This is a genomic window from Cesiribacter andamanensis AMV16 (assembly GCF_000348925.1).
In the GTDB taxonomy this organism is placed as follows: domain Bacteria; phylum Bacteroidota; class Bacteroidia; order Cytophagales; family Cyclobacteriaceae; genus Cesiribacter; species Cesiribacter andamanensis.
The window spans coordinates 25,346-48,171 of the sequence record NZ_AODQ01000019.1 but is presented as its reverse complement, the minus strand read 5'-3'; the positions used below and the strand labels follow the sequence as shown (position 1 = coordinate 48,171).

Sequence of the window (22,826 nt, the reverse complement as noted above, 5' to 3'; positions counted from 1 at the left end):
ACAATCATGACAATGACCGCCACGGGCACCAGAAAAAGCCAGCCCGTAATGGTAAATGCTGCTGATGCTATCCTGCACCGCCAGTACATTGTCTACCGAGCCCTGGCCGTCATGGGTAAGGCCTATGATCAGAAAAATGATCAGGGTAATGATGATGGAGGGCACCGTGGTCCAGAGCATGTGCCGGATGTGGGTAAACAGGTCGGTACCCGCCATGGCCGGGGCCAGGTTGGTGGTATCGCTCAGGGGCGACATCTTATCCCCAAAATAGGCACCCGAGATAATAGCACCCCCGATCAGGCCCTCCGACAGGCCCAGCGTTTTACCAATGCCCAGCAGGGCAATGCCAATGGTGGCGATGGTAGACCAGGAAGAGCCCGTAGCAATGGAGACCACCGCACTTACAAAACAGGCCGCAAATAAAAAGATGGTAGGATTGAGCACTTCCAGCCCGTAGTAGATCATGGCCGGCACAATGCCGCTCAGCAACCAGGTACCTGCCAGCGAACCAATCAGCAGCAGGATCAGAATGGCCGACATGGCCGAGCTGATGCTTTGCACAATACCCTCTTGCATGCGCTCCCAGCTGGCCCCTACGCGCAGACCTATGATCCCCGCCACCGCAGCCGATAGCAGCAAGACCACCTGATTGGATCCATCCAGTGCGCCATCGCCAAACACAAATACATTAAAAGCGAGCAGGCAAATCAAAAATACAATGGGGATCAGCGCTTCGGTAAGGCTGGGCTTGCGTAGGGTCTCTTGCATTATAGAGCTAAAACTAGACTTCCAAAGCCTCTAATATACAGGTATTAGCCGCAATGCCGAAAATCTTTCTGCTTAAATAGCAGGCAGGCCCACTCCCCCATTCCCCGTAGTACACGATCTACCCCCGCTGCATTGCCCTGTCCGCCCCCAAAAAAGCAGGCCGGGTACTGTTTCCAGTCCCGGCCTGCTGTGGGCAAATAAGGGGTATCGGGCAGGCTACACCTCGCTGGCAAAAAGGAAGTAATCCAGTATAGACCCAACCAGCGCTATGAGGATGGCCAGGATCAGCGAAGGCATAAAGCCCTTGGTATTAAAGCCCTTGCTCACCTTATCGACAATCTCAATGATAATGGCATTGACGATAATGCGTATGATAAACCCAAGACCTGTAAAATAGAAAATACCCAGGGTGGCCAGGTTCAGCACCAGTGTCAGCAGCCAGCCAATCAGGAAGCTGAAGATACCGATCAGCACCGCTACCCAGATGGCGGTTCCAAAACTGCGCACATACACGGAGCTCATGGCCTTTGCGGCCAGAATAAGCACCAGTGCATCCACCAGCAGGTGTACTAATAGTTTGATCATGGTTCTACGTTTTTGGTTAAAATTTCATCTTTAACCGCAATCCTGTACCGGATGTTTAGGCAGGCGCCCTTCAATTCTTCAACAAACCGGCAGCCAGGCGCTGGCCCAACCGGCTGCCAATGGCCACTCCCATGCCGCCCAGGCGCACCCCTATGGCCATGCGCTCACCCTTTAGCTGCATTAGGGGTTGTTTAATCGGGCCAAACGCCATAATGCCCGACCAGCGCTGAGCTACCGGCACCCGCCGCCCGGGCAGGATCACCTCCTGTAGCAGCTGGTCCAGCGCCTGCTGGATCTGCTCGTTTAGCTGCAGCTGGGTGGTGGTTTCAGTTGTAAAATCCAGGTTGCGCCCCCCGCCCAGCATCAGGCGCCGGCCAATGTTGCGAAAATAGTAGTAGCCCTCCTCCAGGTGAAAGACCCCTTTAAAGGGCAGCACATCCAGCGGCTCGGTTACCAGCACCTGTCCCCTGCCAGGCTGCAGGTCCAGCCCCGGCAGCAGCTGCCGGGCAAAGGCATTGGTACAGACCGCCACCTTTTCAGCAAAAAAGCGCAGCTCGCTTTGCCGCACGGGGTCCAGCGCCACCACCGCTACCCCCCCTGCTTCTTCTTCCAGACGATCTACCGCCACCCCTGTGAGCACTTCAACCCCGCGGGCACGGGCAAGGGCTGCCAGGGCCTGCATCATCTGGCCGGTATGCACCTGCCCTTCCAGAGGGTTGTAGATCAGGGTTTCTACCCGCTCCCGGGCAAAGCCAAAAGGCTGCAGCAGGTCCTTCCGCTCCTGAAAAAGCGCTTTGCCAAACAGGGGTTTCAGCCAGTCGTTAACCCCCTGCAGCTGCTCCAGGCAGCCCAGCTCCTGCCGGCGGATCAGCTCATAGCCGCCCCACTGGTAATAGCCCATGGCGGCATCGCCCAGGCGGCGGCGCAGCTTCTGCAAGCCCAGCCAGCGCTCCTCTACCAGCTGCAGGGCGGCAGCATCGCCCATGGCCTGGCGGTCTACCAACAGTTCGGTAAGGCTGCCAAAGCAGGCAAAGCCGGCATTGCGCGTGCTGGCGCCAGAGGGAAACACGCCCCGCTCCAGCACCAGTACCCGGGCTGAGGGACGGCTTTCCTTTAGCTCTATGGCGGTGGAGAGGCCCGTAATGCCTCCGCCTATGATTATATACTCGGCCCGCACAAAGCGTTCCGATTCCCAAAAACTAAGCATGCCCTAAAGATACAGCTTCTGCCCAAAACACATTTTGAGGGGGCTGCTTTATTCGCCAACCAGAAAAAAATCCTATATTAAGGCTACGCGCTGCTTACACCCCTTTACCCAGCCTATGCCAGCTATGAATGATCCGGTTGTTTTGCTCAATAAAGCGAAGAAATCCCCCTTTTACCTCTGGCTGCTCAACCAGGTACTGAGCCGCATTATCCCCTTTAACCTGCCGCACAAGTTTCGCATCCTTGAGCTGAGCGATACACACATCAAAACCCTCCTGCCCTACATCCGCAAAAACAAGAACCACATTGGGGGTCTGCATGCCTGTGCCCTGGCTACCCTCTCGGAGTATTCTACCGGGGTAATGCTGCTGACCGGCCTAAGCCCCAAAGAATACCGCATCATCCTTAAAAACCTGGAGATCCAGTACTTTTACCAGGGCAAGATGGATGCGGTGGCTACCTGGCGCATGCCTCCCGAGTTTATCCAGCAGTCCATTCTGCTGCCCCTGAAAACTAGTGATTCCGTTACCATTCCCTGCCAGATCGAGATCCACGACCGGCAGGGCAACCACCTCACCACGGCCCGTGTGTTTTGGCAGATCAAGCCCTGGGCCAATGTAAAGACCGGTAAAGCCCAACTCGAAAAAGCCGCTTAACTTCCCTTGCCATGCGAAAAATTGATGCCCTGCTGAGCGAATATGGCCAGAGCCATCAGAACGCCACCAACAAAACCATTCACTGGATTTGCGTACCGCTTATCTTTTTCAGCCTTGTGTGCCTGCTGTGGTCCATTCCGGCAGGCCCGCCTGCCGGCGAGGCAGGCCCCCTTGCTGATCTCTTCTCAGGTCCCCTTGCTCCCTTTGCCAATTGGGCCACACTCCTATTGCTGATTACGCTGATGTACTACCTGGCCCTGTCACCCCCTCTGTTTGTGGGCATGCTGTTGTTTTCGGTGCTCTGCCTGCTGGGCGCCTGGGGGCTGGAGCGCTCCGGCATTGCCCCGCTCTGGCTCATTGCCCTGCTTATTTTTGTAGTGGCCTGGATCGGACAGTTCTGGGGGCATAAGATCGAAGGCAAGAAGCCCAGCTTTCTTAAAGATGTACAGTTTCTGCTCATTGGTCCGGCCTGGCTCATGCACTTTCTGTTTAAAAAAGCAGGGATCGGGTACTGAGGCCCGGACAGCCCAAGCCAAAGAAGCCAAAAAACAACCTGCCTATACCCCTGACACCCTGCCTTTTAGGAAGGGCACCTGCATTTTTTGTCATTTATTTCCTGCACCGGTGCAACCAGCCGCCTGCGGGCTGCATCTAACAGGCAGATAACCCTACTAGTATGAAAGCACTTTTAACCATTGTACTTACCCTTTTTGTGAGCTTTACCCTATCGGCCCAAGGCTCTCAGAACCGTTCCGTATCCAGCTTCACCAAACTTTCTATAGCCGTGCCGGCCGATGTGCGCCTGAGCAAAGGCCCCTTTAAAGTAGTGCTGGAGGGCGAGGATCTGGACGAGATCCAGACCACTGTAAAAGGGGGCGAGCTGCGCATACACCGCAAAGACAACAACTGGAGCTTCTGGAACTGGAATAGCGATAACAAGCTGGTTGTGCACATCAGCATGCCCTCGCTGGAGGGAGTATCGGTGAGCGGCTCCGGCAAGCTGGTAAGCCAGGACCAGTTTCACAGTGATCGCATGCGCATTGCCGTAAGCGGTTCGGGCCGGGTTGAGCTCCGGGTGGCCAGCGATCACCTGAGCACCCATGTATCGGGTTCGGGCAGCATTACTCTCAGCGGCATTACCGATACCCTGGAAACCCACATCAGCGGCAGCGGCAGTGTTAGAGCCGATAAGCTGGCAGCCCAGCAGGTAGAAGCCCACATAAGCGGCAGCGGCAGCTGCAATGTACATGTAGATAAAAGCATTGATGCCCGCATCAGCGGCAGCGGCAACATTCGCTATACCGGCAACCCCACTACGGTAAATGCCCGCACCAGCGGTAGTGGCAAAGTGGTGAAAAGAGGATAAGCCCTCAAAGGCACTTCTTCAGCGATACCTGCATCTATAGACTGCACCCTCCGATTCTGATCAGGGGGTGCAGTTTTTTTTGCAGCGCACTTCTTTCCCCTCCCGCATCCTGCCGTGGGTGCCACTGCTTATTCAGACCCAGGCCACCCGCAGTACCTCCGCCCGTATGCCGGCCTCCTTAAAAAAGCGGAGCCAGTACAGCTGTTGGGGTGAGAGGGCATCGGTGGGGGATTTCACCTCTACAAAACGATACTCTTTTTTGGTCCAGAGAAACAGGTCCGGAAAGCCCCTGCCGTATTCTTTCAGGTTGCGGGCCATGGCCAGCAGCACCTGGTGCAGGGCCGCGGCGGGTATACGCCGGCAGGCGGCCTCCAGCAGGGGCAGGGTATTTTCATGCCAGCCCACCAGCGGATTGCCCAGTCCCCATTTGCTGTCGTAGGTGGTGCGTACCTGTTTGAGCAACCTTTTGGAGGTGCTGAGCACCTGGCTGCGGGCCTGCAGCTGCGCCTGCCGCCGGTCCAGGAACTGGGGCAGGTACAGATCGGACGGAAAGCGTTGCAGGGGGCTGTGGTAGACGGGCACATCCTGATCAAAAATAATATCCCAGTAAAGCAGGCCAAACAGGCTCTGGAAGAGGTAATTTTCGCTAAAGAGCGCCTCATAGCCCTGCTCGCTAAAGTGGCGGATCACCCCCTTCTCTACAGCATACCGGTACTCCCGCGGAATGTGCACCGTATCGGCCTCCTTCAGGTGCTGGGTAGTGCTGCGTACGGCTTTTTTCCGCTCCAGTTTCTGGCAATAGTCCTGGGCAAAGATAGCTTCTTCGGCATTGAGGGGGTGGGTGCTCATCTGGTGGCAGAGCTCCAGGGCCTGTTGCTGCTCGCCGGCCTTGTGCAGCAGGCGTACCTGCCGCTCCCGGGAGGGGGGCTGCGGGCTGTGGCGGTACACCTCCAGCGCCCAGTGGGGCTGCTGCTGGCGCTCCAGCAGGCGGGCCAGCTTAAGGGTGAGCCGGTCAAAGGTGGGTCGCGCCTCAGCACCCAGCTGGCTGCCGCGGTGTGCCTGCTGCCCGTACCAGCTGTAGAGCACTTCGGCCACGGGCGCCTCGCGCAGCTCCCGGAATTGCTGGTACACGCTGGAGATCCAGAACTTATCGTCCACCTCCTGCCGGCTGCTGAACTTGGCCACCAGCTTCTCCAGCGCCAGGGACTCATACTGCACCAGGCCCAGGTCCCGGATCACAAATTCCGACATTTCGCCGCCCAGGTGACCAAAGAACAGAAACTTCAACAGTTCATACTCCTGCAGGTAGCACTGCAGCACTACCGTATCGCTGGCTGCAATGGCCTGGCAGAGCTCGTCATGGTCTACCTCCTGCAGCAGGCGGTCGGCCAGCGCTTCTTTTTTAAGGGCACTCAGTCCCCGTACGCCCGGGCATAGGAGCTTCCAGAGCTGGCAGAGTTCCTGCCGGGTAAATACCGCCACCACCAGGGGCAACTCGGCGCGGTGCTCGGGGCAAAAGCGCAGGCAGAAACCGCCCTGCAGCAGTTCCTGCAGGGGTGGCTGCAGATCCCCAATTTCCGGATAGCTCAGCTTACTTAACCGAAAACACTGGCCCTTGCGGTTGGCCAGCCGCAAAAACAGGCAGCGCGCCTCCTCACTCAGGGCCTCAAAACGGGCCAGAAACTCCCTTTCAGATGCCAGCAGCAGCTGCCCGTACTTGGCCTCTACAAATTCCAGCAGCGCGTAAAAGTTATCCAGATAATACCGGGGGGGTAATTCAATAGCCGGCGGCGCAGTCCATCCCTTCATGCTAGTAAAGTTAGCAAAAAAGGGGCAAAAAAAAGCAGCAGGATGGGGCATCCTGCTGCTGTATAGGGAGATAGGGTGCGTTCCCCAGGAAGCTTAGCGGGCCAGGCGGCTCATGCGCTCCTCCAGGTAGTTGATGCGGTTGGTCAGGAAATCGATCTTCATGCGAAGCTCCTGTACCGACTCGCCATCATGCCCGGCAGGCTGGGCCTGCGGCTGCATGGGGAGGGTTTGTACGGCCTGTACGCTCTGGGCGGCTTCGGCGGGCTCGGCCTGGGGCTGAGCGGCTGTTTCCTGCTCCTGAGCAGCAGCGCTGCTTTCTTCGGCCGGGGCCGCTTTGGCCGCTTTTTCTTTTTGGGGTACCGGCACACCGGCCACCTCGGCCAGCTGGTCTACGGTTATGCCCAGTTCTGAGAGCAGCAGCGACATAAACTGAGGCGTGGGCGCCTGCTTGCCCCCCAGTGTTTTGTTCAGGCGATAGATGGTATAGCCGGTGGCCTGGGCAATCTGCTCAGGGGTTTTATCCGACTTGCGGATCTGCTTGCGGATCTGCTTGCCCACTTTTGGCCAGTACTCGCCGCTGGTCATGGCCTGAAAAGCAGGATGTTCCTGGGTGGCGGAAAGGGTGGGTTTTCCTTTGCCGGACTGCAGCCAGCTGGGATTTACAAAACCATCATAGGCGCCCAGAATTTTGGTAATGGTGCTTTTGCGTGGCTTTTTATCTTCGCTATACAGATTGCGCAGAGTGCCGTAGGCAATGCCTACTTCTTTTGCAAACTTGTTAGCGGTTACCTTCAAAATCTCATCCTGAAAGTACTGAATACGATCATTAACCTTTGAGAGATCGTAGGAATTGTTGTTCATTCGTGCGGGGTGGTTAGAAGTAAAAAGATGTAGGAACTGTAAAAAAGAGTACTACTTGAACAAAAAAAAGAATACGCCCCAATATTAACAAACAATGCTGAATATTTTTCTACACCTTTATCGAAAATCTGCACTTTCGGCACAACAATAGTGCACAATTTTGGTGATTTTAACCATATTTTAATGCACCCCCTCTCACTTTTACGCATTATTCACTACAGGATCACTTAAAAAATTCAGGAATTACCAGCCGTCTGTACCTTAAAAGCAGGTGGAGCAATGCCCCAATACAGCTGACGGCTCCCCTATGAGGTATAGCAGACTGCTGGTAAAATCTGCACTTTTCTCAACAGATAGCTCCATTTAAGGGAAAAATCCGGCTCAGGCCTGGCTTTCATGCTTCCACTCAGGGCTAGTTAAAAAAGCTGATCGTAACAGGATTACCAACACAAATTACTAAAAGACCCCCTATCAAACCATGCCTTTGGTTGCGGGGGGGCAGATAATATGCTAATTTACCCCAGTTCTTTTCTGTTCTGATTAGGCGCACAGAACAAGAATGGCTACCCTAAACGGATTACACCTGCATGACTAGAAAAAGTAGGCTCACTGCTCTTAAACAATCGCTTCGGATCGTCATCTTTGGTACTCACACCCCTGCCGGAAGAGCGTTTGATGTAATTCTGCTGGTGCTCATCCTGCTTAGTATCCTTACCGTTATCCTTGAAAGTGTGGCGGCTATCCGGGCAGATTATGGCCAGGAGCTTATGCTAATTGAATGGTTTTTCACCATTTGTTTTACCATTGAATATGTGGCACGGATCTTTAGCAGCCAGCGCCCCCTGCACTATATTTTCAGTTTCTATGGGCTGGTAGACCTGCTGGCCATCCTGCCTACCTACCTCAATCTGGTCTATAGCGGTGCCCGCTTTCTTTTGGTGATCCGGGGCTTGCGGCTGCTGCGGATCTTCCGGGTGCTAAAGCTCACCCGCTACCTGGGAGAAGCCCAGACACTGCAGGTGGCCCTGCGGCGCAGCGTGTACAAGATCATTGTGTTTATTGGGGCGGTGCTTGTTGTGGTAATCATAGTTGGGGCCATCATGTACATGATTGAAGGCCCTGAAAATGGGTATACCGATATTCCTACCAGCATTTACTGGGCCATTGTGACCATTACCACGGTAGGCTTTGGCGACATCACCCCCCTTACCCCCGCCGGTAAGTTCATGGCCACCATCCTGATGCTGCTCGGCTATGGCATTATTGCCGTTCCCACCGGCATTGTCTCGGCCGAGCTTACGCGGGCCGAGCGGGAAGGGCCCTCCAGGCCGCCCCGCATGGTACGCTGCACTCGCTGCAGGCCGGAAGACCACCCGGAAGACGCCCATTTTTGCCGCTTTTGCGGGCTGGAGCTCCACCGTCCTGACTTGCCTGCGCAGGCCCCGGAAAGTTTAAAAAAAAGTTGAACATTTTCCTGGCAGCCCTGCCCCAAAAGCCCTATTTTTAGGAAAGGATTTTTGCAGCCCCATCTCCCTTTCCAGTCGTGCGTATTTCTGTCCCCATCAGCTGTCTGCTGAGTGTGCTTTTTAGTGTTATTGCCCTCTCCGGTACTGCCCAATCGGTTCTTCCCTATGCCCGCAAGGTACTGGACACCCTAAGTGCTCCCGGCATGCATGGCCGCGGCTACGTGGCCGATGGGCACCTGAAGGCCGCCCGCTACATAGCCGGCGAATACCAGCGAATTGGACTGAAATCATTTGGCAACGGCTACTTCCAGGAGTTTTCCATCTCGGTCAATACCTTTCCCGAAGAGGTGAGCCTGCGCCTGGGCGAGAAAGCCCTGCAGGCCGGCCAGGATTTTCTGGTGATGCCCTGCTCCCGCAGCCTGAGCGGCCGCTATCCCGTAATGCACCTGTCGGCAGAAGCCATCCAGGACCCGCAGCAGCTGCTCTCCTCCCTGCAGGAGGCCCGGGGCAAAGTGCTGCTCATCGACAAAACCCTGTTTGCCACTAGCAGCAAGGAAGAAAAGCAGCGCCTGGAAGAAGTGCTGGCCTTTTTGCGCAGCTTTAAGAACAACCCCTCGGTGGCCAGCCTTGTGCTGACCGATGACAAGCTCAGCTGGCATGTATCGCAGCAAACCTGTGAGCGGCCCCAGCTGGTAATTGCCAAAGCCTCGGCTCCGGCCAGCTTCCAGACCCTGGAGCTCAAGATCGAGAGCAAGCTCATCCGCAACCTCAACACCCAGAATGTGGCCGGCCTGCTGCCCGGCAAGAAACCCGGCAGCGGCGTGCTGGTCTTCAGCGCACACTACGATCACCTGGGCCGCCTGGGCAAGGGCGCTTACTTTCCCGGCGCCAATGACAATGCCAGCGGCATCGCCATGCTGCTGAGCCTGGCCCGGCACTATGCCCTACCGGCCAACCGGCCCGATCAGGACCTTCTATTCCTGGCCTTTGGGGCCGAAGAAGTAGGCCTGCTGGGCTCCCTGCACTATGTAAACAATCCGCTGGTGCCCCTGCAGGACATCCGCTTTCTGATTAACCTGGACATTACCGGCACCGGCGATGAGGGGATCATGGTGGTAAATGGCAAGATCTTTACCGAAGAGTTTGCCCAGCTACAGGCCCTGAATGGTGAAAAGGGGTTCTTCAAGCAGGTATCGTCCCGCGGCGAAGCCTGCAACAGCGACCATTGCCCCTTTTATGAGCAGGGGGTTCCCTCCTTCTTTATCTATACGCTGGGGGGCATACAGGCCTACCATGATATTTATGACCGCAGCGAGACGCTCCCCCTTACCAAATTTGAGGAGCTGCACCGCCTGCTAACGGCTTTTACTAAAACACTCGGTCGCTGATCGAAAAGGTAGGATCGGCAATTTTCCGATAGGCCCCGGGCAGGTAGTCCACCAGATCTGAGGCAATGATCGACTCCAGCCCCAGCTCCCGGGCTGCCAGATCGGCCGCCAGGCCATGCAAAAATACACCCAGCACGGCCGCATCAAACGCCCCATAGCCCTGCCCCAGGAGGGCGGCCAGCACACCGGTGAGCACATCGCCTGTGCCGCCCGTTGCCATGCCCGCATTGCCGGTGCTGTTGAAATACACGGTGCCATCCCCATTGCAGATGCTGCTGTGGGCCCCTTTGAGCACCAGCACCACCCCCCAGCGCCGGCAAAATTCGCGCTGCTTCTCCAGGCGCTCAAAGCCGCTTTGCCAGGGGCCTACCAGGCGCTCAAACTCTTTGGGGTGCGGGGTGAGAATGGTGTTGGGCGGCAGCAGCGCCAGCAGCTCCTTGTGCTTTGCCAGCAGGTTCAGGGCATCGGCATCCAGCACTAGCGGAACCTCCGCCCGGCTCAACACCTCTTTAAATGCCACATAGGTAGTCTGCGAGCTGCCCATGCCCGGCCCGGCCCCCAGCACATCGTAGCCCTCCAGCGGGGGGGCGGCGCTGAGCTCCTCCTCATGCGGATCTAGCTGCACCATGGCTTCGGGCACGGCCGTTTGCAGAATGGTGTAGCCACAGCCCGGCGCATAGACGGTCAGCAGGCCGGCCCCAGCCCGCATACAGGCCCGGGCGCTCAGCACCACGGCGCCCATCTTGCCCTTACTGCCCGCCATCAGCAGGATCTTACCAAAATCTCCTTTATGCGACCATTTGCTCCGCTTTTTGTAGATGGCCGCTATGGTATCGGTGGTTATAAAACAATAGGGAGTTGCCACTGAGGCCAGGTAGGATTCACTCAGCCCTATGGGCACCATCTTCCAGCCCAGAATATGCCTCCCGCTTTCGGGCAGCAGAAAGGCCAGCTTGGGCAGCTGAAAGGTAATGACCAGGTCGGCACAAATCATGGGGCTCCCCTGGTCCTGGGGCTTGTCCAGGTACATGCCGCTGGGCACATCTACCGATACCACTTCGGCACCGCTTTGGTTAAGGTACTGCACCAGCTCGGCCCACTGCCCCGTAATGGGCCGGCTAAGGCCCGAGCCAAACAGCGCATCGATCAGCAGGGCATTGGCCGGAATGTCCGGAAAATCTTCCCGCTTCTGCAGTGATACGGGGCGGTGGTAGCGCTCCAGCTTTTCGGCATTGGCCTTAAAATCTGCTGTGGCCCCCTCCCGATCACCAAGTATATACACCTGCACACTGAACTGCTGGCTCAGCAGCAGGCGGGCAATGGCCAGGCCGTCACCGCCATTATTGCCGGTTCCACAAAAGATGTAGACCGGACGCTTCTCGGTATACCGCTTCACAAAGGCCCGCACAAAGGCAGCCGACGCCCGTTCCATCAGCTCCAGCGAGCTGATATTTTCTTCTTCGATAGTTCTCCGATCGGCTTCCCGGATCTGGGCGGCAGTTAAGATCTTGATTGACACAGTGAAAAAGGGGTATTGGTGATCTACCAGTGCAACAGCTCTCTTTTACAGACAAGCGAAAATCCTCCCCTTCTGTTTGCTTTTTTGGTTAGCAGTCGCCTGCCTTCCCCCCCTCGGGCAGCCTACTAGCAGTACTTAGCGGTCTACTTCGCCCAGGATAAAATCAATGGAGCCGATAATGGCGATCAGGTCGGCAATGAGTACCCCTTTGCTGATCTCGGGCAGTACGCTCAGGTTTACAAAGCAGGTGCTGCGGGCTTTGCAGCGGTAGGGAATATCGGAGCGGCCATCGGCCCGGAAAAAGAAGCCCAGCTCACCCCGGGGGGTTTCGCCGCGGATGTAGTAGTCGCCTTTGGGGGGGCGCACCTTTTTGGGCACTGCCGCCCGGGGGTCAAAATCGCGGGTGCGCTTCAGGTCGGTGGTGAGGCGCTGCAGGCACTGCTCGGCAATATGCAGGGACTGGTAGCACTCCTGCACCCGCACCCAGCTGCGGTCCCAGCAGTCGCCGGTCTGTCCCATTAGTCCCCTGCCAATGGGCACGTCAAACTCCAGCTGGGGGTATACGCTGTAGCCGTCTATACGGCGCAGGTCGTAGGCCAGGCCGGAGGCCCGCAGCATGGGGCCGGTCACCCCGCGGTTGATGGCCAGATCCAGCGGCAGCACCCCTACGCCAGCCGTACGCTCCACAAAGATGCTGTTGCCCATCACCAGCTCTTCCAGCTCCCGCAGTTTGGGCTTTAGGTAGGCCAGGAATTCGGCACAGCGCTCCTCAAAGCCCACGGGCAGATCATAATACAGACCCCCAATCCAGATATAGTTGTAGAGCATGCGGGCCCCGCAGACCCATTCCAGCAGCCGCAGGATATGCTCCCGGTCCCGCATCAGCCACAAAAAGGGGGTTACGGCGCCTATGTCCATGGCATAGGTACCCACGGCCACAAAGTGGGAGGCAATGCGGTTAAGCTCGGCCACCAGCACGCGGATGTACTCTACCCGAGGATGCAGGGTATTGGTAATGCCCAGCATCTTCTCTACCCCCATGCACCAGACATGCTCGCTGTTCATGGCCGCCACATAATCCAGCCGGTCCACAAAGGGAATGCTCTGCTGGTAGGTGAGGTTTTCGGCATGTTTTTCGAAACAGCGGTGCAGGTAGCCCAGGTGCGGCACCACATCCACCACCAGCTCGCCATCGGTGATCACCTCCAGGCGCAGTACCCCATGGGTAGAGGGGTGCTGCGGGCCCAGGTTGATGAGCATATGGCCCGGCGGCAGTTCGGCCGCCTTGTACTTGGTGGGCTCCGACTGCTGAAAGTGCGAGGGGTGGTACTGGTACTGAACGGGATTGGCCATAGCAGGGCTAAGATACAGCATCCGGCATAAAAAAAAGCCGTTGGCAACGGCTTTTCATATCTTAACTTGAATGATAGATTATTAAACTTGGAAGTTACTATGCGATACGAATCCCCCTTGGTGAAGGGGGTAAGGGGGATTGGAGTACGTATGAGATCAAAGGCTTCATTTAGTATGAATATTTTCGCTCATGTTCACAATGAATTTATAAAGCCTCAAACTATTAATTGTCGATCCCCCTACCCCCTTCGCCAAGGGGGATTTTGTACGTTATTGTAACTATCGATCAGATGCTAAATCTATAATTCACCTTACTTTAAGGAAAATGGAGGGATCCCCTCAGCGTTTCACCCGGGTGATCTCGCCTTTTTCAAACATCTCGGCAATTTCGGCCTGGGTCATTTCCATGAACTCCTCGCTATAGTTTTCGGCCTTGTCAATGGTGTGGGTAGCCGAGGCTTTATTTACGGCATATTCGTTTACCTGCAGGTGCAGAACATCCCCCTCAATGGCGCTAACGCGCAGGGTGGAATAATAGCCATCGGCCGATTTTACATCATACACATCGCCGGCCTGTGGCTGGGCAATGTAGCCCTGTTGCTCCTCGCCCGACTGTATGTTGCTGATCACCCCCCAGGTGAGCAGGCTGCAGATCAGCAGCAGGCCGGCAAAATGCCATTTGGGGGTGGAGGTTTGCCCTTTCACCCGCTCGTAGGCGTACTGGTACTGCTGATCGGCCCCAAACTGCTTGTGGTCCAGCGCATGCTTGCAATGCTGGCAGGTAGACACCGCCACCTTGCCCAGCGGAAAGGTAGGGATCCAGTACAGGTGGAAATAGCGGGCGTAGACCTCAAACTGTACTTTGTTGTCTTCGCCGCAATTCTGGCACTTGAGGCGCTCGGCCTTGTACACCCCTACGGGCGTAGCTTTGGTTCCGTAAAAGATCATAGGGATTGGGTAAAGGGTAGAGAGAAAGAGAAAAGCCAGCCTGCCGGAGGTAAGCGGCAGGCTGGCTTCACTATGAATAAACTGCTTATAAGGCTGTCATTAAGGCGATGATGAGAATGCTACCGCTGATGGCCGATCCGGCATACGACCAGTAGGGCACGCTTGTTTTGGCCCGCAGCTGCTGAAAGGCCGCTTTATATTGCTGGTGGTGCTGAAAGCCTTCATCGTTTACGGCGTAGTGGCAGTCCCGGCATACGGCCACCCCGATCTTGCCCAGGGGAAAGCTCGGGATACGGGAAACATGAAAATACTTGGCAAACACCTTCATGCTGATGGTATCTTTTGCTCCGCACCTGGAGCAGCATACCCGCTCGGCCTGATACAAGCCCAGAGGAGTGGCTTCGATTCCGTAGAAAAACATAGTTGGCAGTTTGAATTGGCACGTCCACATGTACGCCAAATGGATACCCAAAGTTCGCTGCTTGCCAAATAATATTTTGTGTAGTGTAATAAAAAAATTTTCTGCAGGAGAAGCGATTAAAATAACACGCTATATCAGAATATCTTACGCCTTCTCCTCCGCATTTGCCAGCATTCCTTTGTTCTGTCCGCCTGCTGCTGGGCTCATCACCCCTTCCCTTCTATGCCAGCTTGTGTACAGGCCCTCCCCCATTGCACCCCCTCAAGTCCTTTTTCTGGAGATGTCCTGGGCTAGCTTGCCTGAGGCAGGAGGACCGGCAGGTGGTAACACCAATGCACTATTCTCCCGGAAAGTCTATTTTCTCCCGACTTCCTTACATCCTACAGATTTCTCAGAGACGTTCATTTTCATAGCGTACCCAGATGCCGTGGTAGTACTCCTGCTCTTTGTAATCCTTTCGCAGGGGGTGTCCCTGCCAGTCGGCCGGCAGTAAAATGCGGCGCAGGTCGGGGTGGCCGCTAAAGCGAATGCCCAGCAGGTCAAAAACTTCCCGCTCATGCCAGTTGGCCGTTTGCCAGATGCTGCTTACGCTGGCCAGCTCGGGCAGGGGCTCCCCTTCTCCATTGCGGGGCAGCACCACCTTCAGGCTCAGGTGGGTATGGTAGGGGATGGAATACAGGCTGTAGATCACCTCCAGGGTACCCGCTTCCGGTCCACCATCCAGGCCGGTAATGCAGCTGAGCAGGTCAAAGTAGCTTTGCTCATCTTCATACAACTGCCGGCATACCCCTTCAATGGCCGCCGGCGCTACCAGCAGGGCCGCAGGGCTGCAGCTAAGGTCGGTGCCCAGGATCACTTCGGGGCCAAAGCGCTCCAGCAGGCGGGCATGGAGCTGGTCTATAGGAGCGGACGTTGTGCTCATGCGGGTTGTCCTTTCTTTTTGGCAATGAGGCGCTCGAGCGCTACGGGCGTCATCAGGCTTTCCCGGCGAATTTTTTCCTGCAGCTTCAGGATGCCCCCAATGAGCGATTCCGGGCGGGGTGGACAGCCTGGCACGTACACATCTACCGGCACAATGCGGTCTACCCCCTTCACCACATGGTAGCCCCATTGCCAGTAGGGACCACCGCAGTTGGAGCAGCTGCCCATGGAGATCACATAGCGGGGCTCGGGCATCTGCTCGTAGAGGCGGCGCAGGCGGTCGGCCATTTTAAAGGTAACCGTACCGGCTACAATCATCACATCGCTCTGGCGCGGGCTGGGACGGGGAAACACCCCAATGCGGTCCAGGTCATACTGAGACGCATAGGCGCCCATCATCTCGATGGCGCAGCAGGCAATGCCAAAGCCCATGGGCCAGAGGCTGCTGAGCCGGGCCCAGTTGACCAGCTCATCTACCCGGCTGATGAGTATGCCTCCCTGATTGAACTGTTGATCGAGTAAGCCCATTGCGTAGTAGTTGGTAGTGAGTAGTGAGATAGGAGACTTACGTGTAGAAAAGGGGTTTTGGTTGCTAAGGTACTGTAGCACTTATCGGAACCCTCTTTTTTAAACCACGCTTCGTTTTTCTTTAGGCGACGTACTAGAGAAAGAGGCCACCTGCGCGTTGACCTTCTGATACAGCTTTTCCGGCACCGGCGATTCTATTTGTCTTACTTCCGGAGCAGGCCTCACCCATTCCAGCAGTCCCCGGGCCCAGGCCCAGGCCAGCCCCAGCGCCAGTATGCCTACAAAAAGCGCCATCTCGGCCAGGGCAAACCAGCCCCAGAGCCCGCCCGATTCGGCAATCAGCTCCCTGCGGCCAAACACAGTGGCCCAGGGAAACAAAAAGACCAGCTCCACATCAAAGAGAATAAATACCAGCGCAATGATGTAGAAACGCACATTGAACTGTCCCCAGGCGCTGCCCGAGGGTTCCTCGCCCGATTCGTAGGTACTCAGCTTCTCCACATTAGGCCGGGCGGGGCGGATCAGCCAGGCCGTTGCCAGCGCACCCAGCACAAACACCAGCCCTCCGATCAGGTAGAGCAGCATTTCTCCAAAGCTTGATATGGCAGGTGTAAGCAAGATTCTCTGGTTTTAAACAAAGATAGAAATTATTGAGGGCTTTGCTGCGGTGCCGCCGGCTTGTTAAACCTCCACTCCCGCAGGATCATAGCCGCGCGGGGTCCGAAGCCATCACCATACTCGGCCGGATAGTCCAGCAGAAAGTAAAACTGCCGGCCCTGCTGCTCGCCGATCAGCACCCGCGTTACCCTGCCTTTAGCATTGGCTGCATAGAGGCACTCCCACTGCCAGGGGTAGCTGCTGCGGCAGGACTGCACATTGGTTTTGCCAAACAGGCTGCGGGCACGGGCCTGCGCGGCTGAGCGCTTTACCGCCTCGGGCAGCAGCACGAAGGAAAGCAGCGCCTCCCCCATCCGGAAGCGGATAGCCTCTCCTTCGCCCGAGCTGACGGCATCCGCCTCAATGCCGGGTGGCAGATAGGTATGCACCTGCAGCGGCCAGCCCTCCGGTGCCTGGTACAGCCGCAGCTCCACCGGCTCGGCCATGCCCTCGAGCATGAGGGTATCCTGTTTGGTTTGAGGGGGTGCTACTGGGCTTGGCTGTAGGATTTCCGTGGTGTCAGTGCCAGTGGTTCTCTCCAGCACAGGAGCAGCCCCTTCGGTGGAGGGATCGCTTCCCCCACAGGCAATTAGGACTATAAGGGGGCATATAACTAGTATCGCTCTGATCATGGCCCTCAAGATATCAGCTTATTCTTAAAAGCGCTACTCCTTTGGCCATAAGCTTGTCGTTGCTGTTCTTAACAATTGCTATTATTACTATAGAGTAGTTTCAGTCCCAACGTAGGGAATGCCCCCAACAACGACATACTAACCGCAGGGGCTGACCCACCGCAGGACCCACCCCTACGCCCCTCCGAGGAGGGGATTATCGTACCCTTACCCACCACTACTGGTTCACCTGATCAAAGCAATAAAATGGACAATACTTTCTGGTATCATGAACTGGGTCTATGCCAAACGAAATCCCCTCCTGGGAGGGGCGTAGGGGTGGGTCCGCCGCTGTGGTGGGGTACGTCTCTGCTGGGGGGCCGCCGCTACAGTAGAAAAGAGTTGCCTTTAATTTGATTTGTTTTCAATAAAGAGGGCAATTTTCCCAATCCCACCGCAACCCAATGCCCCAAAAAGCCGCTACGTATAGCAAGTCCCCGTGCTATGGCCAGACGAGAAATCATCCCCTACGATCCCAGGTTAAAAGCCCTTGCCCATTCCCTGCGCAAGAACATGACCTTATCGGAGGTGCTGCTCTGGAACGAGCTCAAGCAGAAGAAAATGCTCGGTTTTGACTTTGACCGGCAAAAGCCGCTGGACTCCTACATTGTTGACTTTTACTGTAAAGAACTGCGGTTGGCCATTGAAATAGACGGCAGCAGCCATGACCATGTAGAAGTCCTTCGGGCCGATGGGAGCAGGCAGCAGAAATTAGAAAGCTATGGAGTCCGTTTTTTGCGTTTTCACGATCTGGAGGTGAAGCGGGATATGCAAAATGTGCTGCGGGCGATTGAGGGGTGGATTTTAGAGAATAGATGAGTAGGATATAGAGGAGGTTATAGTAGATACTCAGTAACGGACTTTAAGAAGTGATGCCGTTTTCTATATCTCCACGGGAATTTCCACCTCAACGTAGCAAAGCAACCATCGCAGCATCAGATCCGCCGCAACACCCACCCCCAACCCCTCCGAGGAGGGGATTTCGTTTGGCATAGTGCCGATTTATGATATCAGAAAAGATTGTCTATATATCCCGTTCTGTTCAGGCGAACCAGTTGTGGTTAGTAAGGGTACGATAATCCCCTCCTCGGAGGGGCTGGGGGTGGGTGTTGCGGCGGATCTGATGCTGCGGCGAGTCCATTACTGTCAAAGACTATTGAAAAATTCAACCCTCTTCCCCTTGCTTGTTCAACATTCCACTTCAATTCCTCAGAAACATCGGAACAAAAAAAACCACCTGAAAACTGCATTCCAGGTGGCTTCTTACTCTTATAAAGCTACAGCTTACACACTTGCCAGCAGGCGGTTCAGCGTTTGGCTGGGGCGCATGGCTTTTTCAGTCTTTTCGGCATTGGGGTGGTAGTAGCCGCCAATGTCGACCGGCTGGCCTTGTACGGCAATCAGCTCCTCTACGATCCTGCCTTCATTTTCCGTTAGCGCTTTGGCCAGGCCGGAGAATTTCTCCTGCAGCTCCCTGTTCTTGCTCTGAGCGGCCAGCGCCTGTGCCCAGTAGAGCGCCAGGTAGAAGTGGCTGCCGCGGTTGTCGATCTCCCCTACCTTGCGGGCAGGCGATTTGTCGTTTTCCAGGAATTTGCCATTGGCCGCATCCAGGGCTTCGGCCAGCACCTGGGCCTTCTCGTTGCCGGTCTTCTGGGCCATGTCTTCCAGTGAAACGGCCAGGGCCAGAAACTCGCCCAGGGAATCCCAGCGCAGGTAGTTCTCTTCTACAAACTGCTGCACATGCTTGGGCGCCGAGCCGCCGGCCCCCGTCTCAAACAAGCCGCCGCCATCCAGCAGGGGCACAATGGAGAGCATTTTGGCACTGGTGCCCAGCTCCAGGATGGGAAACAGGTCGGTGAGGTAATCCCGCAGCACATTACCGGTTACGGAAATGGTGTCCTTGCCGGCCCGGGCCCGCTCGCAGGTGTAGCGCATGGCCTTTACCGGCGACATGATCCGGATCTCCAGCCCCTCGGTATTGTGGTCCTGCAGGTAGCGCTCTACCTTTTTAATGAGGTTGGCATCGTGGGCCCGGTTCTCATCCAGCCAGAAAATGGCCGGGGTGTTGGTAATGCGGGCGCGGGTTACGGCCAGCTTTACCCAGTCCTGTATGGGCAGGTCTTTGGTCTGGCACATGCGGAAGATATCCCCCTCCTCTACGGCCTGCTCCAGCAGCACCTTGCCGGAGGCATCCACCACCCGTACGGTGCCGGCGGCACTCATCTCAAAGGTTTTGTCGTGCGAGCCGTATTCTTCCGCCTTCTGGGCCATCAGGCCTATGTTGGGCACGGTGCCCATGGTGGTTACATCAAAGGCGCCGTGCTCCTTGTGAAACTGGATCACCTCCTGGTAAATGCCCGCATAGCTGCGGTCGGGAATAATGGCTTTGGTATCGTGCAGCTTGCCATCGGGACCCCACATCTTGCCCGAGTCGCGGATGGCGGCCGGCATGGAGGCATCAATGATCACATCGCTGGGTACGTGCAGGTTGGTAATGCCCTTGTCGGAGTTCACCATGGCCAGCTCGGGGCGGTTCTTATACACAGCCTGAATATCGGCTTCGATCTGCGCCTGCTGCTCCTGGGGAAGGCTCTTTATTTTGGCATAGAGGTCGCCCAGGCCATTGTTGGGGTCTACGCCTGCTTCTTTTAGCAGGGCCGCATGCTTTTCAAATACCTCCTTGAAGAATACCGTTACGGCATGGCCAAACATAATGGGGTCGGAAACCTTCATCATGGTGGCCTTCAGGTGCAGGGAGAGCAGCACCCCCTGGGCTTTGGCATCGGCAATCTCCTTTTCCAGAAAGGCGCGCAGGGCTTTGCGGCGCATCACGGCGGCATCGATCACCTCGCCTGCGGTCAGGCTGGTCTTTTCTTTCAGCGTTTTGGTACTGCCGTCGGCGCCAACAAACTCGATCTTCACATTGCCGGCCTGCTCTACCACCACCGATTTTTCGCTTCCGTAGAAGTCGCCCTCCTGCATGTGCGCCACGTGCGATTTGGAATCCGGGCTCCACTTACCCATTTTATGGGGGTTCTTTTTGGCATATTCCTTCACGGGGGCTGCTACCCGCCGGTCGGAGTTGCCCTCCCGCAGCACCGGGTTTACGGCACTGCCCAGCACTTTGGCATAGCGGGCTTTTATGTCCTTCTGCTCCTCGTTCTGCGGATCAGCCGGATAGTCGGGAATGGGGTAGCCCTGGCCCTGCAGTTCTTTGATGGCAGCCGTCAGCTGGGGAATGGAAGCGCTGATGTTGGGCAGCTTGATGATGTTGGCCTGGGGGGTTTTGGCCAGCTCGCCCAGGTAGGCCAGGTCATCTGCCTGCTGCTGCCCGGCCGAGAGCCGTTCCGGAAAAGCGGCCAGGATGCGGCCCGCCAGGGAAATATCCCGGGTTTCTACCGCAATGCCGGCCGGTTTGGCAAAGGCCTGGATGATGGGCAGTAGCGAGTAGGTCGCCAGTGCCGGCGCCTCATCGGTTATGGTGTAAATGATCTTGGATGCGTTTGTCATCTATTTGAAAAAGTTTTTGGTTTTAGGTTTTAGGTCTGCCTGCAGTTCCGTACCTCTTCCTTTTGGTGAGTAAGAACTTCTACAGGGAGGGGGCAAAATTGTTGGTGAAAACACCAACAATAAGAGTAGAGTAGTTTTAACCACCCCGCCCTCCGGACACCGCAGCCGCGGGGTGGTTAAGGATGTTTTTATTTCTCCTAATAACTCTCCCTCTCATTGGGAAACTCCCGGGCCTTCACATCGGCAATGTAGCGGCTTACGGCATCGGTGATGATGCTGTTCAGATCGGCGTACTGCCGCAGAAAGCGGGGCTTGAAATCCTGGGTGATGCCCAGCATGTCGTGCACCACCAGCACCTGTCCGTCTACCTGCCCCCCTGCCCCTATGCCAATCACCGGTATTTTGATCTTCTGGGCGACCGACTCGGCCAGGGCCGCCGGAATTTTCTCCAGCACCAGGGCAAAGCAGCCGCACTCCTCCAGCATAATGGCATCTTCAATGAGGCGCTCGGCCTCGGCCTGCTCCTTGGCCCGTACGCTGTAGGTGCCAAACTTATAGATGGACTGCGGCGTAAGGCCCAGATGGCCCATCACCGGCACGCCGGCGCTCAGGATGCGGATCACCGATTCCTGAATCTCCCGCCCCCCCTCTACCTTTACGGCATGGGCGCCGCTTTCCTTCATGATGCGGATGGCCGACTTGAGCGCTTCGGTGCTGTTGGCCTGGTAGCTGCCAAAGGGGATATCCACCACCACCAGCGCCCGCTGCACCGCCTTTACCACGCTGCTGGCATGCCAGATCATATGGTCCAGCGTTATGGGCAGGGTGGTTTCGTTGCCGGCCATCACATTGGAGGCCGAATCGCCCACCAGCAGCACATCAATGCCGGCAGCATCCAGAATGCGGGCCATGGAATAATCGTAGGCGGTGAGCATGGAGATCTTCTCGCCCCGGCTTTTCATTTCCTGCAGCTGGTGCGTGGTTACCTTGCGGATGGTTGACTTGTGTACGGACATGTAAGGTCTATCAAGTAGCTACACAAATAAAGCCGGACGGTTTGGCAAATCCAAACGATCCGGCGCGAATGATACAGCCCGGGGGGAAGGGGAACTAGAGCAGGTGCAGGCCGTTGGGCAGGCGTACCGTGAATTTGGTGCCCACATTTTCCTGGGATTCCAGCTCAATGGTGCCGTGCAGCTTCTCCAGCACATTCTTGACAATGTAGAGGCCCAGGCCGGAGCCGTCGCTGCTTTCCGAGGCGCGCACAAACATGTCAAACACATGGGGCAGCTTGGTTTCGGGAATGCCCTCGCCATTGTCTTCAATGGTAAAAATGGCCTCCTGTGGGCTTACCCGGGCATCGATGTGAATAAAGGAACAGTCGCGCTCGTAGCTGCGGTACTTGATGGCGTTGGAGATGAGGTTGTTGAGGATGATGCGCACCCGGGTAATGTCGGAAATAAAGGCCACCGGCTGGTATACCTGGGTTACGATGTTGAGGTTTTTGGTATCGGCTACGTGGTAGAAATTAGCAAAGGAATAGTTGATCTCGTTCATCAGGCTCACATTGGCCTGTGCATCATTTACCCGGTTGTTGCGGCTCATGCTCAGCAGGTCCTGCACCAGGTTGTCCAGCCGCTTGATGCTGCCCTCGATCATGTCCACACAATTGGCCCTGGCCTTTTCATTATCTTCAATGCGCAGAATGTTGATCAGGCCCAGAATGGAGCGCAAGGGGGAGCGCAGGTCGTGGGAGGCGTGGTAGACGAAGTTATCCAGCTCAAAGTTTACCTTTTGCAGCTCCAGCAGGGTTTGCTTGGTTTGGGTAATGTCCTTGAGCACACACTCCAGCATGCCCTCCTGGGGGTAGTAGCAGGCCGAGAAGGAGATCCAGAGCAGGCGGCCATCGCCGGTGCGCACCTCCAGCTCCTGGTTCTCGACCAGTTGCCGGTTGCGCAGCAGCTGCAGGGCTTCTTCCCGCTGCTCGGGGTTGATGAAGAAATCCGACAGCACGGCCTGCTGCTCTTCTTCCAGGCCAAGCAGTTCCCGGACCCTGGCGTTTGCTTCCAGGATCGCTCCGCTGCGGATATCGGCCCGCAGCATGGCAACCAGTGAATTCTCAAAGAGGTTGCGGTATTTGTCTTCACTCTGCATCAACACATGATCAGCCATTGGTTGCTCCGTTTATCGGTA

Annotated in this window: 21 protein-coding genes and 1 pseudogene; 6 read left to right on the top strand and 16 right to left on the bottom strand. The window is 56.3% G+C overall.

The genetic code is table 11. The features are described from left to right. From ADICEAN_RS05575 to ADICEAN_RS05565, 3 genes and pseudogenes are all read right to left on the bottom strand, one after another. Positions 1–768, bottom strand: a pseudogene (locus tag ADICEAN_RS05575) (Na+/H+ antiporter NhaC family protein); the annotation flags it as partial. Between the two features lie 216 nt (positions 769–984). Then, positions 985–1,353: a phage holin family protein gene (locus ADICEAN_RS05570; protein WP_009194567.1), complete on the bottom strand. Its 369-nt coding sequence runs from the start codon at positions 1,351–1,353 to the stop codon at positions 985–987. Between the two features lie 70 nt (positions 1,354–1,423). Next, the gene (locus ADICEAN_RS05565) at positions 1,424–2,560 is read right to left on the bottom strand and encodes an NAD(P)/FAD-dependent oxidoreductase (protein ID WP_009194566.1); all 1,137 of its coding nucleotides are present in this window, start codon (positions 2,558–2,560) and stop codon (positions 1,424–1,426) included. Between the two features lie 124 nt (positions 2,561–2,684). Between ADICEAN_RS05565 and ADICEAN_RS05560 the strand changes: the two genes are divergently transcribed. The 3 genes from ADICEAN_RS05560 (at position 2,685) to ADICEAN_RS05550 (ending at position 4,581) form a co-directional block, all read left to right on the top strand. Next, complete coding sequence (locus ADICEAN_RS05560) at positions 2,685–3,215, top strand: DUF4442 domain-containing protein (protein ID WP_009194565.1); 531 nt, start codon at positions 2,685–2,687, stop codon at positions 3,213–3,215. Between the two features lie 11 nt (positions 3,216–3,226). Then, positions 3,227–3,730, top strand: coding sequence for an Mpo1 family 2-hydroxy fatty acid dioxygenase (locus tag ADICEAN_RS05555; RefSeq protein WP_009194564.1), 504 nt, complete (start codon positions 3,227–3,229; stop codon positions 3,728–3,730). A 161-nt stretch (positions 3,731–3,891) separates the two neighbouring features. After that, positions 3,892–4,581, top strand: a complete 690-nt coding sequence (locus tag ADICEAN_RS05550) for a head GIN domain-containing protein (protein ID WP_009194563.1) — start codon at positions 3,892–3,894, stop codon at positions 4,579–4,581. A gap of 132 nt (positions 4,582–4,713) precedes the next feature. Here the strand turns inward: ADICEAN_RS05550 and ADICEAN_RS05545 are convergent, their stop codons facing one another. Continuing rightward, a complete protein-coding gene (locus tag ADICEAN_RS05545) occupies positions 4,714–6,390 on the bottom strand; it encodes a VRR-NUC domain-containing protein (RefSeq protein ID WP_009194562.1) in 1,677 nt (558 codons plus the stop codon). A gap of 93 nt (positions 6,391–6,483) precedes the next feature. Next, positions 6,484–7,251 (bottom strand): helix-turn-helix domain-containing protein, encoded by a 768-nt coding sequence (locus ADICEAN_RS05540; protein WP_009194561.1) that lies wholly within the window; start codon positions 7,249–7,251, stop codon positions 6,484–6,486. Positions 7,252–7,838: 587 nt separating this feature from the next. Between ADICEAN_RS05540 and ADICEAN_RS05535 the strand changes: the two genes are divergently transcribed. Together ADICEAN_RS05535 and ADICEAN_RS05530 are read left to right on the top strand one after the other, a co-directional pair. Beyond that, positions 7,839–8,717 (top strand): ion transporter, encoded by an 879-nt coding sequence (locus ADICEAN_RS05535; protein ID WP_009194560.1) that lies wholly within the window; start codon positions 7,839–7,841, stop codon positions 8,715–8,717. 77 nt (positions 8,718–8,794) lie between these two features. After that, complete coding sequence (locus ADICEAN_RS05530; RefSeq protein ID WP_009194559.1) at positions 8,795–10,105, top strand: M28 family metallopeptidase; 1,311 nt, start codon at positions 8,795–8,797, stop codon at positions 10,103–10,105. Here the strand turns inward: ADICEAN_RS05530 and ADICEAN_RS05525 are convergent. The 8 genes from ADICEAN_RS05525 to ADICEAN_RS05490 all read right to left on the bottom strand — a co-directional run bounded on the left by ADICEAN_RS05525 (position 10,086) and on the right by ADICEAN_RS05490 (position 16,910). Continuing rightward, positions 10,086–11,624 carry a bifunctional ADP-dependent NAD(P)H-hydrate dehydratase/NAD(P)H-hydrate epimerase gene (locus ADICEAN_RS05525; protein ID WP_009194558.1) on the bottom strand — a complete coding sequence of 513 codons (1,539 nt, stop codon included), beginning with the start codon at positions 11,622–11,624 and terminating at the stop codon, positions 10,086–10,088. The genes ADICEAN_RS05530 and ADICEAN_RS05525 overlap by 20 nt on opposite strands. 135 nt (positions 11,625–11,759) lie before the next feature. Continuing rightward, complete coding sequence (locus ADICEAN_RS05520) at positions 11,760–12,977, bottom strand: NADH-quinone oxidoreductase subunit D (RefSeq protein WP_040396333.1); 1,218 nt, start codon at positions 12,975–12,977, stop codon at positions 11,760–11,762. A gap of 339 nt (positions 12,978–13,316) precedes the next feature. Beyond that, a complete protein-coding gene (locus tag ADICEAN_RS05515; protein WP_009194556.1) occupies positions 13,317–13,925 on the bottom strand; it encodes a zinc ribbon domain-containing protein in 609 nt (202 codons plus the stop codon). A gap of 85 nt (positions 13,926–14,010) precedes the next feature. Then, positions 14,011–14,346, bottom strand: a complete 336-nt coding sequence (locus tag ADICEAN_RS05510; protein ID WP_009194555.1) for a hypothetical protein — start codon at positions 14,344–14,346, stop codon at positions 14,011–14,013. Between the two features lie 391 nt (positions 14,347–14,737). Continuing rightward, a complete protein-coding gene (locus ADICEAN_RS05505; RefSeq protein WP_009194554.1) occupies positions 14,738–15,268 on the bottom strand; it encodes an NADH-quinone oxidoreductase subunit C in 531 nt (176 codons plus the stop codon). After that, on the bottom strand, positions 15,265–15,795 hold the full coding sequence (nuoB, locus tag ADICEAN_RS05500; protein ID WP_009194553.1) for an NADH-quinone oxidoreductase subunit NuoB: 531 nt from the start codon (positions 15,793–15,795) through the stop codon (positions 15,265–15,267). Before nuoB ends, ADICEAN_RS05505 begins: the two co-directional genes overlap by 4 nt. A 99-nt stretch (positions 15,796–15,894) precedes the next feature. Then, positions 15,895–16,380: an NADH-quinone oxidoreductase subunit A gene (locus ADICEAN_RS05495; RefSeq protein WP_040396326.1), complete on the bottom strand. Its 486-nt coding sequence runs from the start codon at positions 16,378–16,380 to the stop codon at positions 15,895–15,897. A gap of 62 nt (positions 16,381–16,442) precedes the next feature. Then, positions 16,443–16,910: a hypothetical protein gene (locus ADICEAN_RS05490; RefSeq protein ID WP_040396324.1), complete on the bottom strand. Its 468-nt coding sequence runs from the start codon at positions 16,908–16,910 to the stop codon at positions 16,443–16,445. Positions 16,911–17,567: 657 nt separating this feature from the next. Here ADICEAN_RS05490 and ADICEAN_RS05485 point away from each other — a divergent pair. Next, positions 17,568–17,942, top strand: coding sequence for an endonuclease domain-containing protein (locus ADICEAN_RS05485; protein ID WP_009194550.1), 375 nt, complete (start codon positions 17,568–17,570; stop codon positions 17,940–17,942). Positions 17,943–18,407: 465 nt separating this feature from the next. Here the strand turns inward: ADICEAN_RS05485 and ADICEAN_RS05480 are convergent, their stop codons facing one another. The 3 genes from ADICEAN_RS05480 to ADICEAN_RS05470 form a co-directional block, all read right to left on the bottom strand. Then, positions 18,408–20,633 carry an NADP-dependent isocitrate dehydrogenase gene (locus ADICEAN_RS05480; RefSeq protein WP_009194547.1) on the bottom strand — a complete coding sequence of 742 codons (2,226 nt, stop codon included), beginning with the start codon at positions 20,631–20,633 and terminating at the stop codon, positions 18,408–18,410. A gap of 197 nt (positions 20,634–20,830) precedes the next feature. After that, complete coding sequence (gene panB, locus ADICEAN_RS05475; protein ID WP_009194546.1) at positions 20,831–21,649, bottom strand: 3-methyl-2-oxobutanoate hydroxymethyltransferase; 819 nt, start codon at positions 21,647–21,649, stop codon at positions 20,831–20,833. Between the two features lie 94 nt (positions 21,650–21,743). Then, positions 21,744–22,805: a sensor histidine kinase gene (locus ADICEAN_RS05470; protein WP_009194545.1), complete on the bottom strand. Its 1,062-nt coding sequence runs from the start codon at positions 22,803–22,805 to the stop codon at positions 21,744–21,746. Positions 22,806–22,826 lie beyond the last annotated feature (21 nt).

Coding starts and splice junctions, on each gene's coding strand:
- ADICEAN_RS05570 (WP_009194567.1), bottom strand. CDS start 1,353: ATGATCAAACTATTAGTACACCTGCTGGTGGATGCACTGGTGCTTATT.
- ADICEAN_RS05565 (WP_009194566.1), bottom strand. CDS start 2,560: ATGCTTAGTTTTTGGGAATCGGAACGCTTTGTGCGGGCCGAGTATATA.
- ADICEAN_RS05560 (WP_009194565.1), top strand. CDS start 2,685: ATGAATGATCCGGTTGTTTTGCTCAATAAAGCGAAGAAATCCCCCTTT.
- ADICEAN_RS05555 (WP_009194564.1), top strand. CDS start 3,227: ATGCGAAAAATTGATGCCCTGCTGAGCGAATATGGCCAGAGCCATCAG.
- ADICEAN_RS05550 (WP_009194563.1), top strand. CDS start 3,892: ATGAAAGCACTTTTAACCATTGTACTTACCCTTTTTGTGAGCTTTACC.
- ADICEAN_RS05545 (WP_009194562.1), bottom strand. CDS start 6,390: ATGAAGGGATGGACTGCGCCGCCGGCTATTGAATTACCCCCCCGGTAT.
- ADICEAN_RS05540 (WP_009194561.1), bottom strand. CDS start 7,251: ATGAACAACAATTCCTACGATCTCTCAAAGGTTAATGATCGTATTCAG.
- ADICEAN_RS05535 (WP_009194560.1), top strand. CDS start 7,839: ATGACTAGAAAAAGTAGGCTCACTGCTCTTAAACAATCGCTTCGGATC.
- ADICEAN_RS05520 (WP_040396333.1), bottom strand. CDS start 12,977: ATGGCCAATCCCGTTCAGTACCAGTACCACCCCTCGCACTTTCAGCAG.
- ADICEAN_RS05515 (WP_009194556.1), bottom strand. CDS start 13,925: ATGATCTTTTACGGAACCAAAGCTACGCCCGTAGGGGTGTACAAGGCC.
- ADICEAN_RS05510 (WP_009194555.1), bottom strand. CDS start 14,346: ATGTTTTTCTACGGAATCGAAGCCACTCCTCTGGGCTTGTATCAGGCC.
- ADICEAN_RS05505 (WP_009194554.1), bottom strand. CDS start 15,268: ATGAGCACAACGTCCGCTCCTATAGACCAGCTCCATGCCCGCCTGCTG.
- nuoB (WP_009194553.1), bottom strand. CDS start 15,795: ATGGGCTTACTCGATCAACAGTTCAATCAGGGAGGCATACTCATCAGC.
- ADICEAN_RS05495 (WP_040396326.1), bottom strand. CDS start 16,380: ATGCTGCTCTACCTGATCGGAGGGCTGGTGTTTGTGCTGGGTGCGCTG.
- ADICEAN_RS05490 (WP_040396324.1), bottom strand. CDS start 16,910: ATGCTCGAGGGCATGGCCGAGCCGGTGGAGCTGCGGCTGTACCAGGCA.
- ADICEAN_RS05485 (WP_009194550.1), top strand. CDS start 17,568: ATGGCCAGACGAGAAATCATCCCCTACGATCCCAGGTTAAAAGCCCTT.
- ADICEAN_RS05480 (WP_009194547.1), bottom strand. CDS start 20,633: ATGACAAACGCATCCAAGATCATTTACACCATAACCGATGAGGCGCCG.
- panB (WP_009194546.1), bottom strand. CDS start 21,649: ATGTCCGTACACAAGTCAACCATCCGCAAGGTAACCACGCACCAGCTG.
- ADICEAN_RS05470 (WP_009194545.1), bottom strand. CDS start 22,805: ATGGCTGATCATGTGTTGATGCAGAGTGAAGACAAATACCGCAACCTC.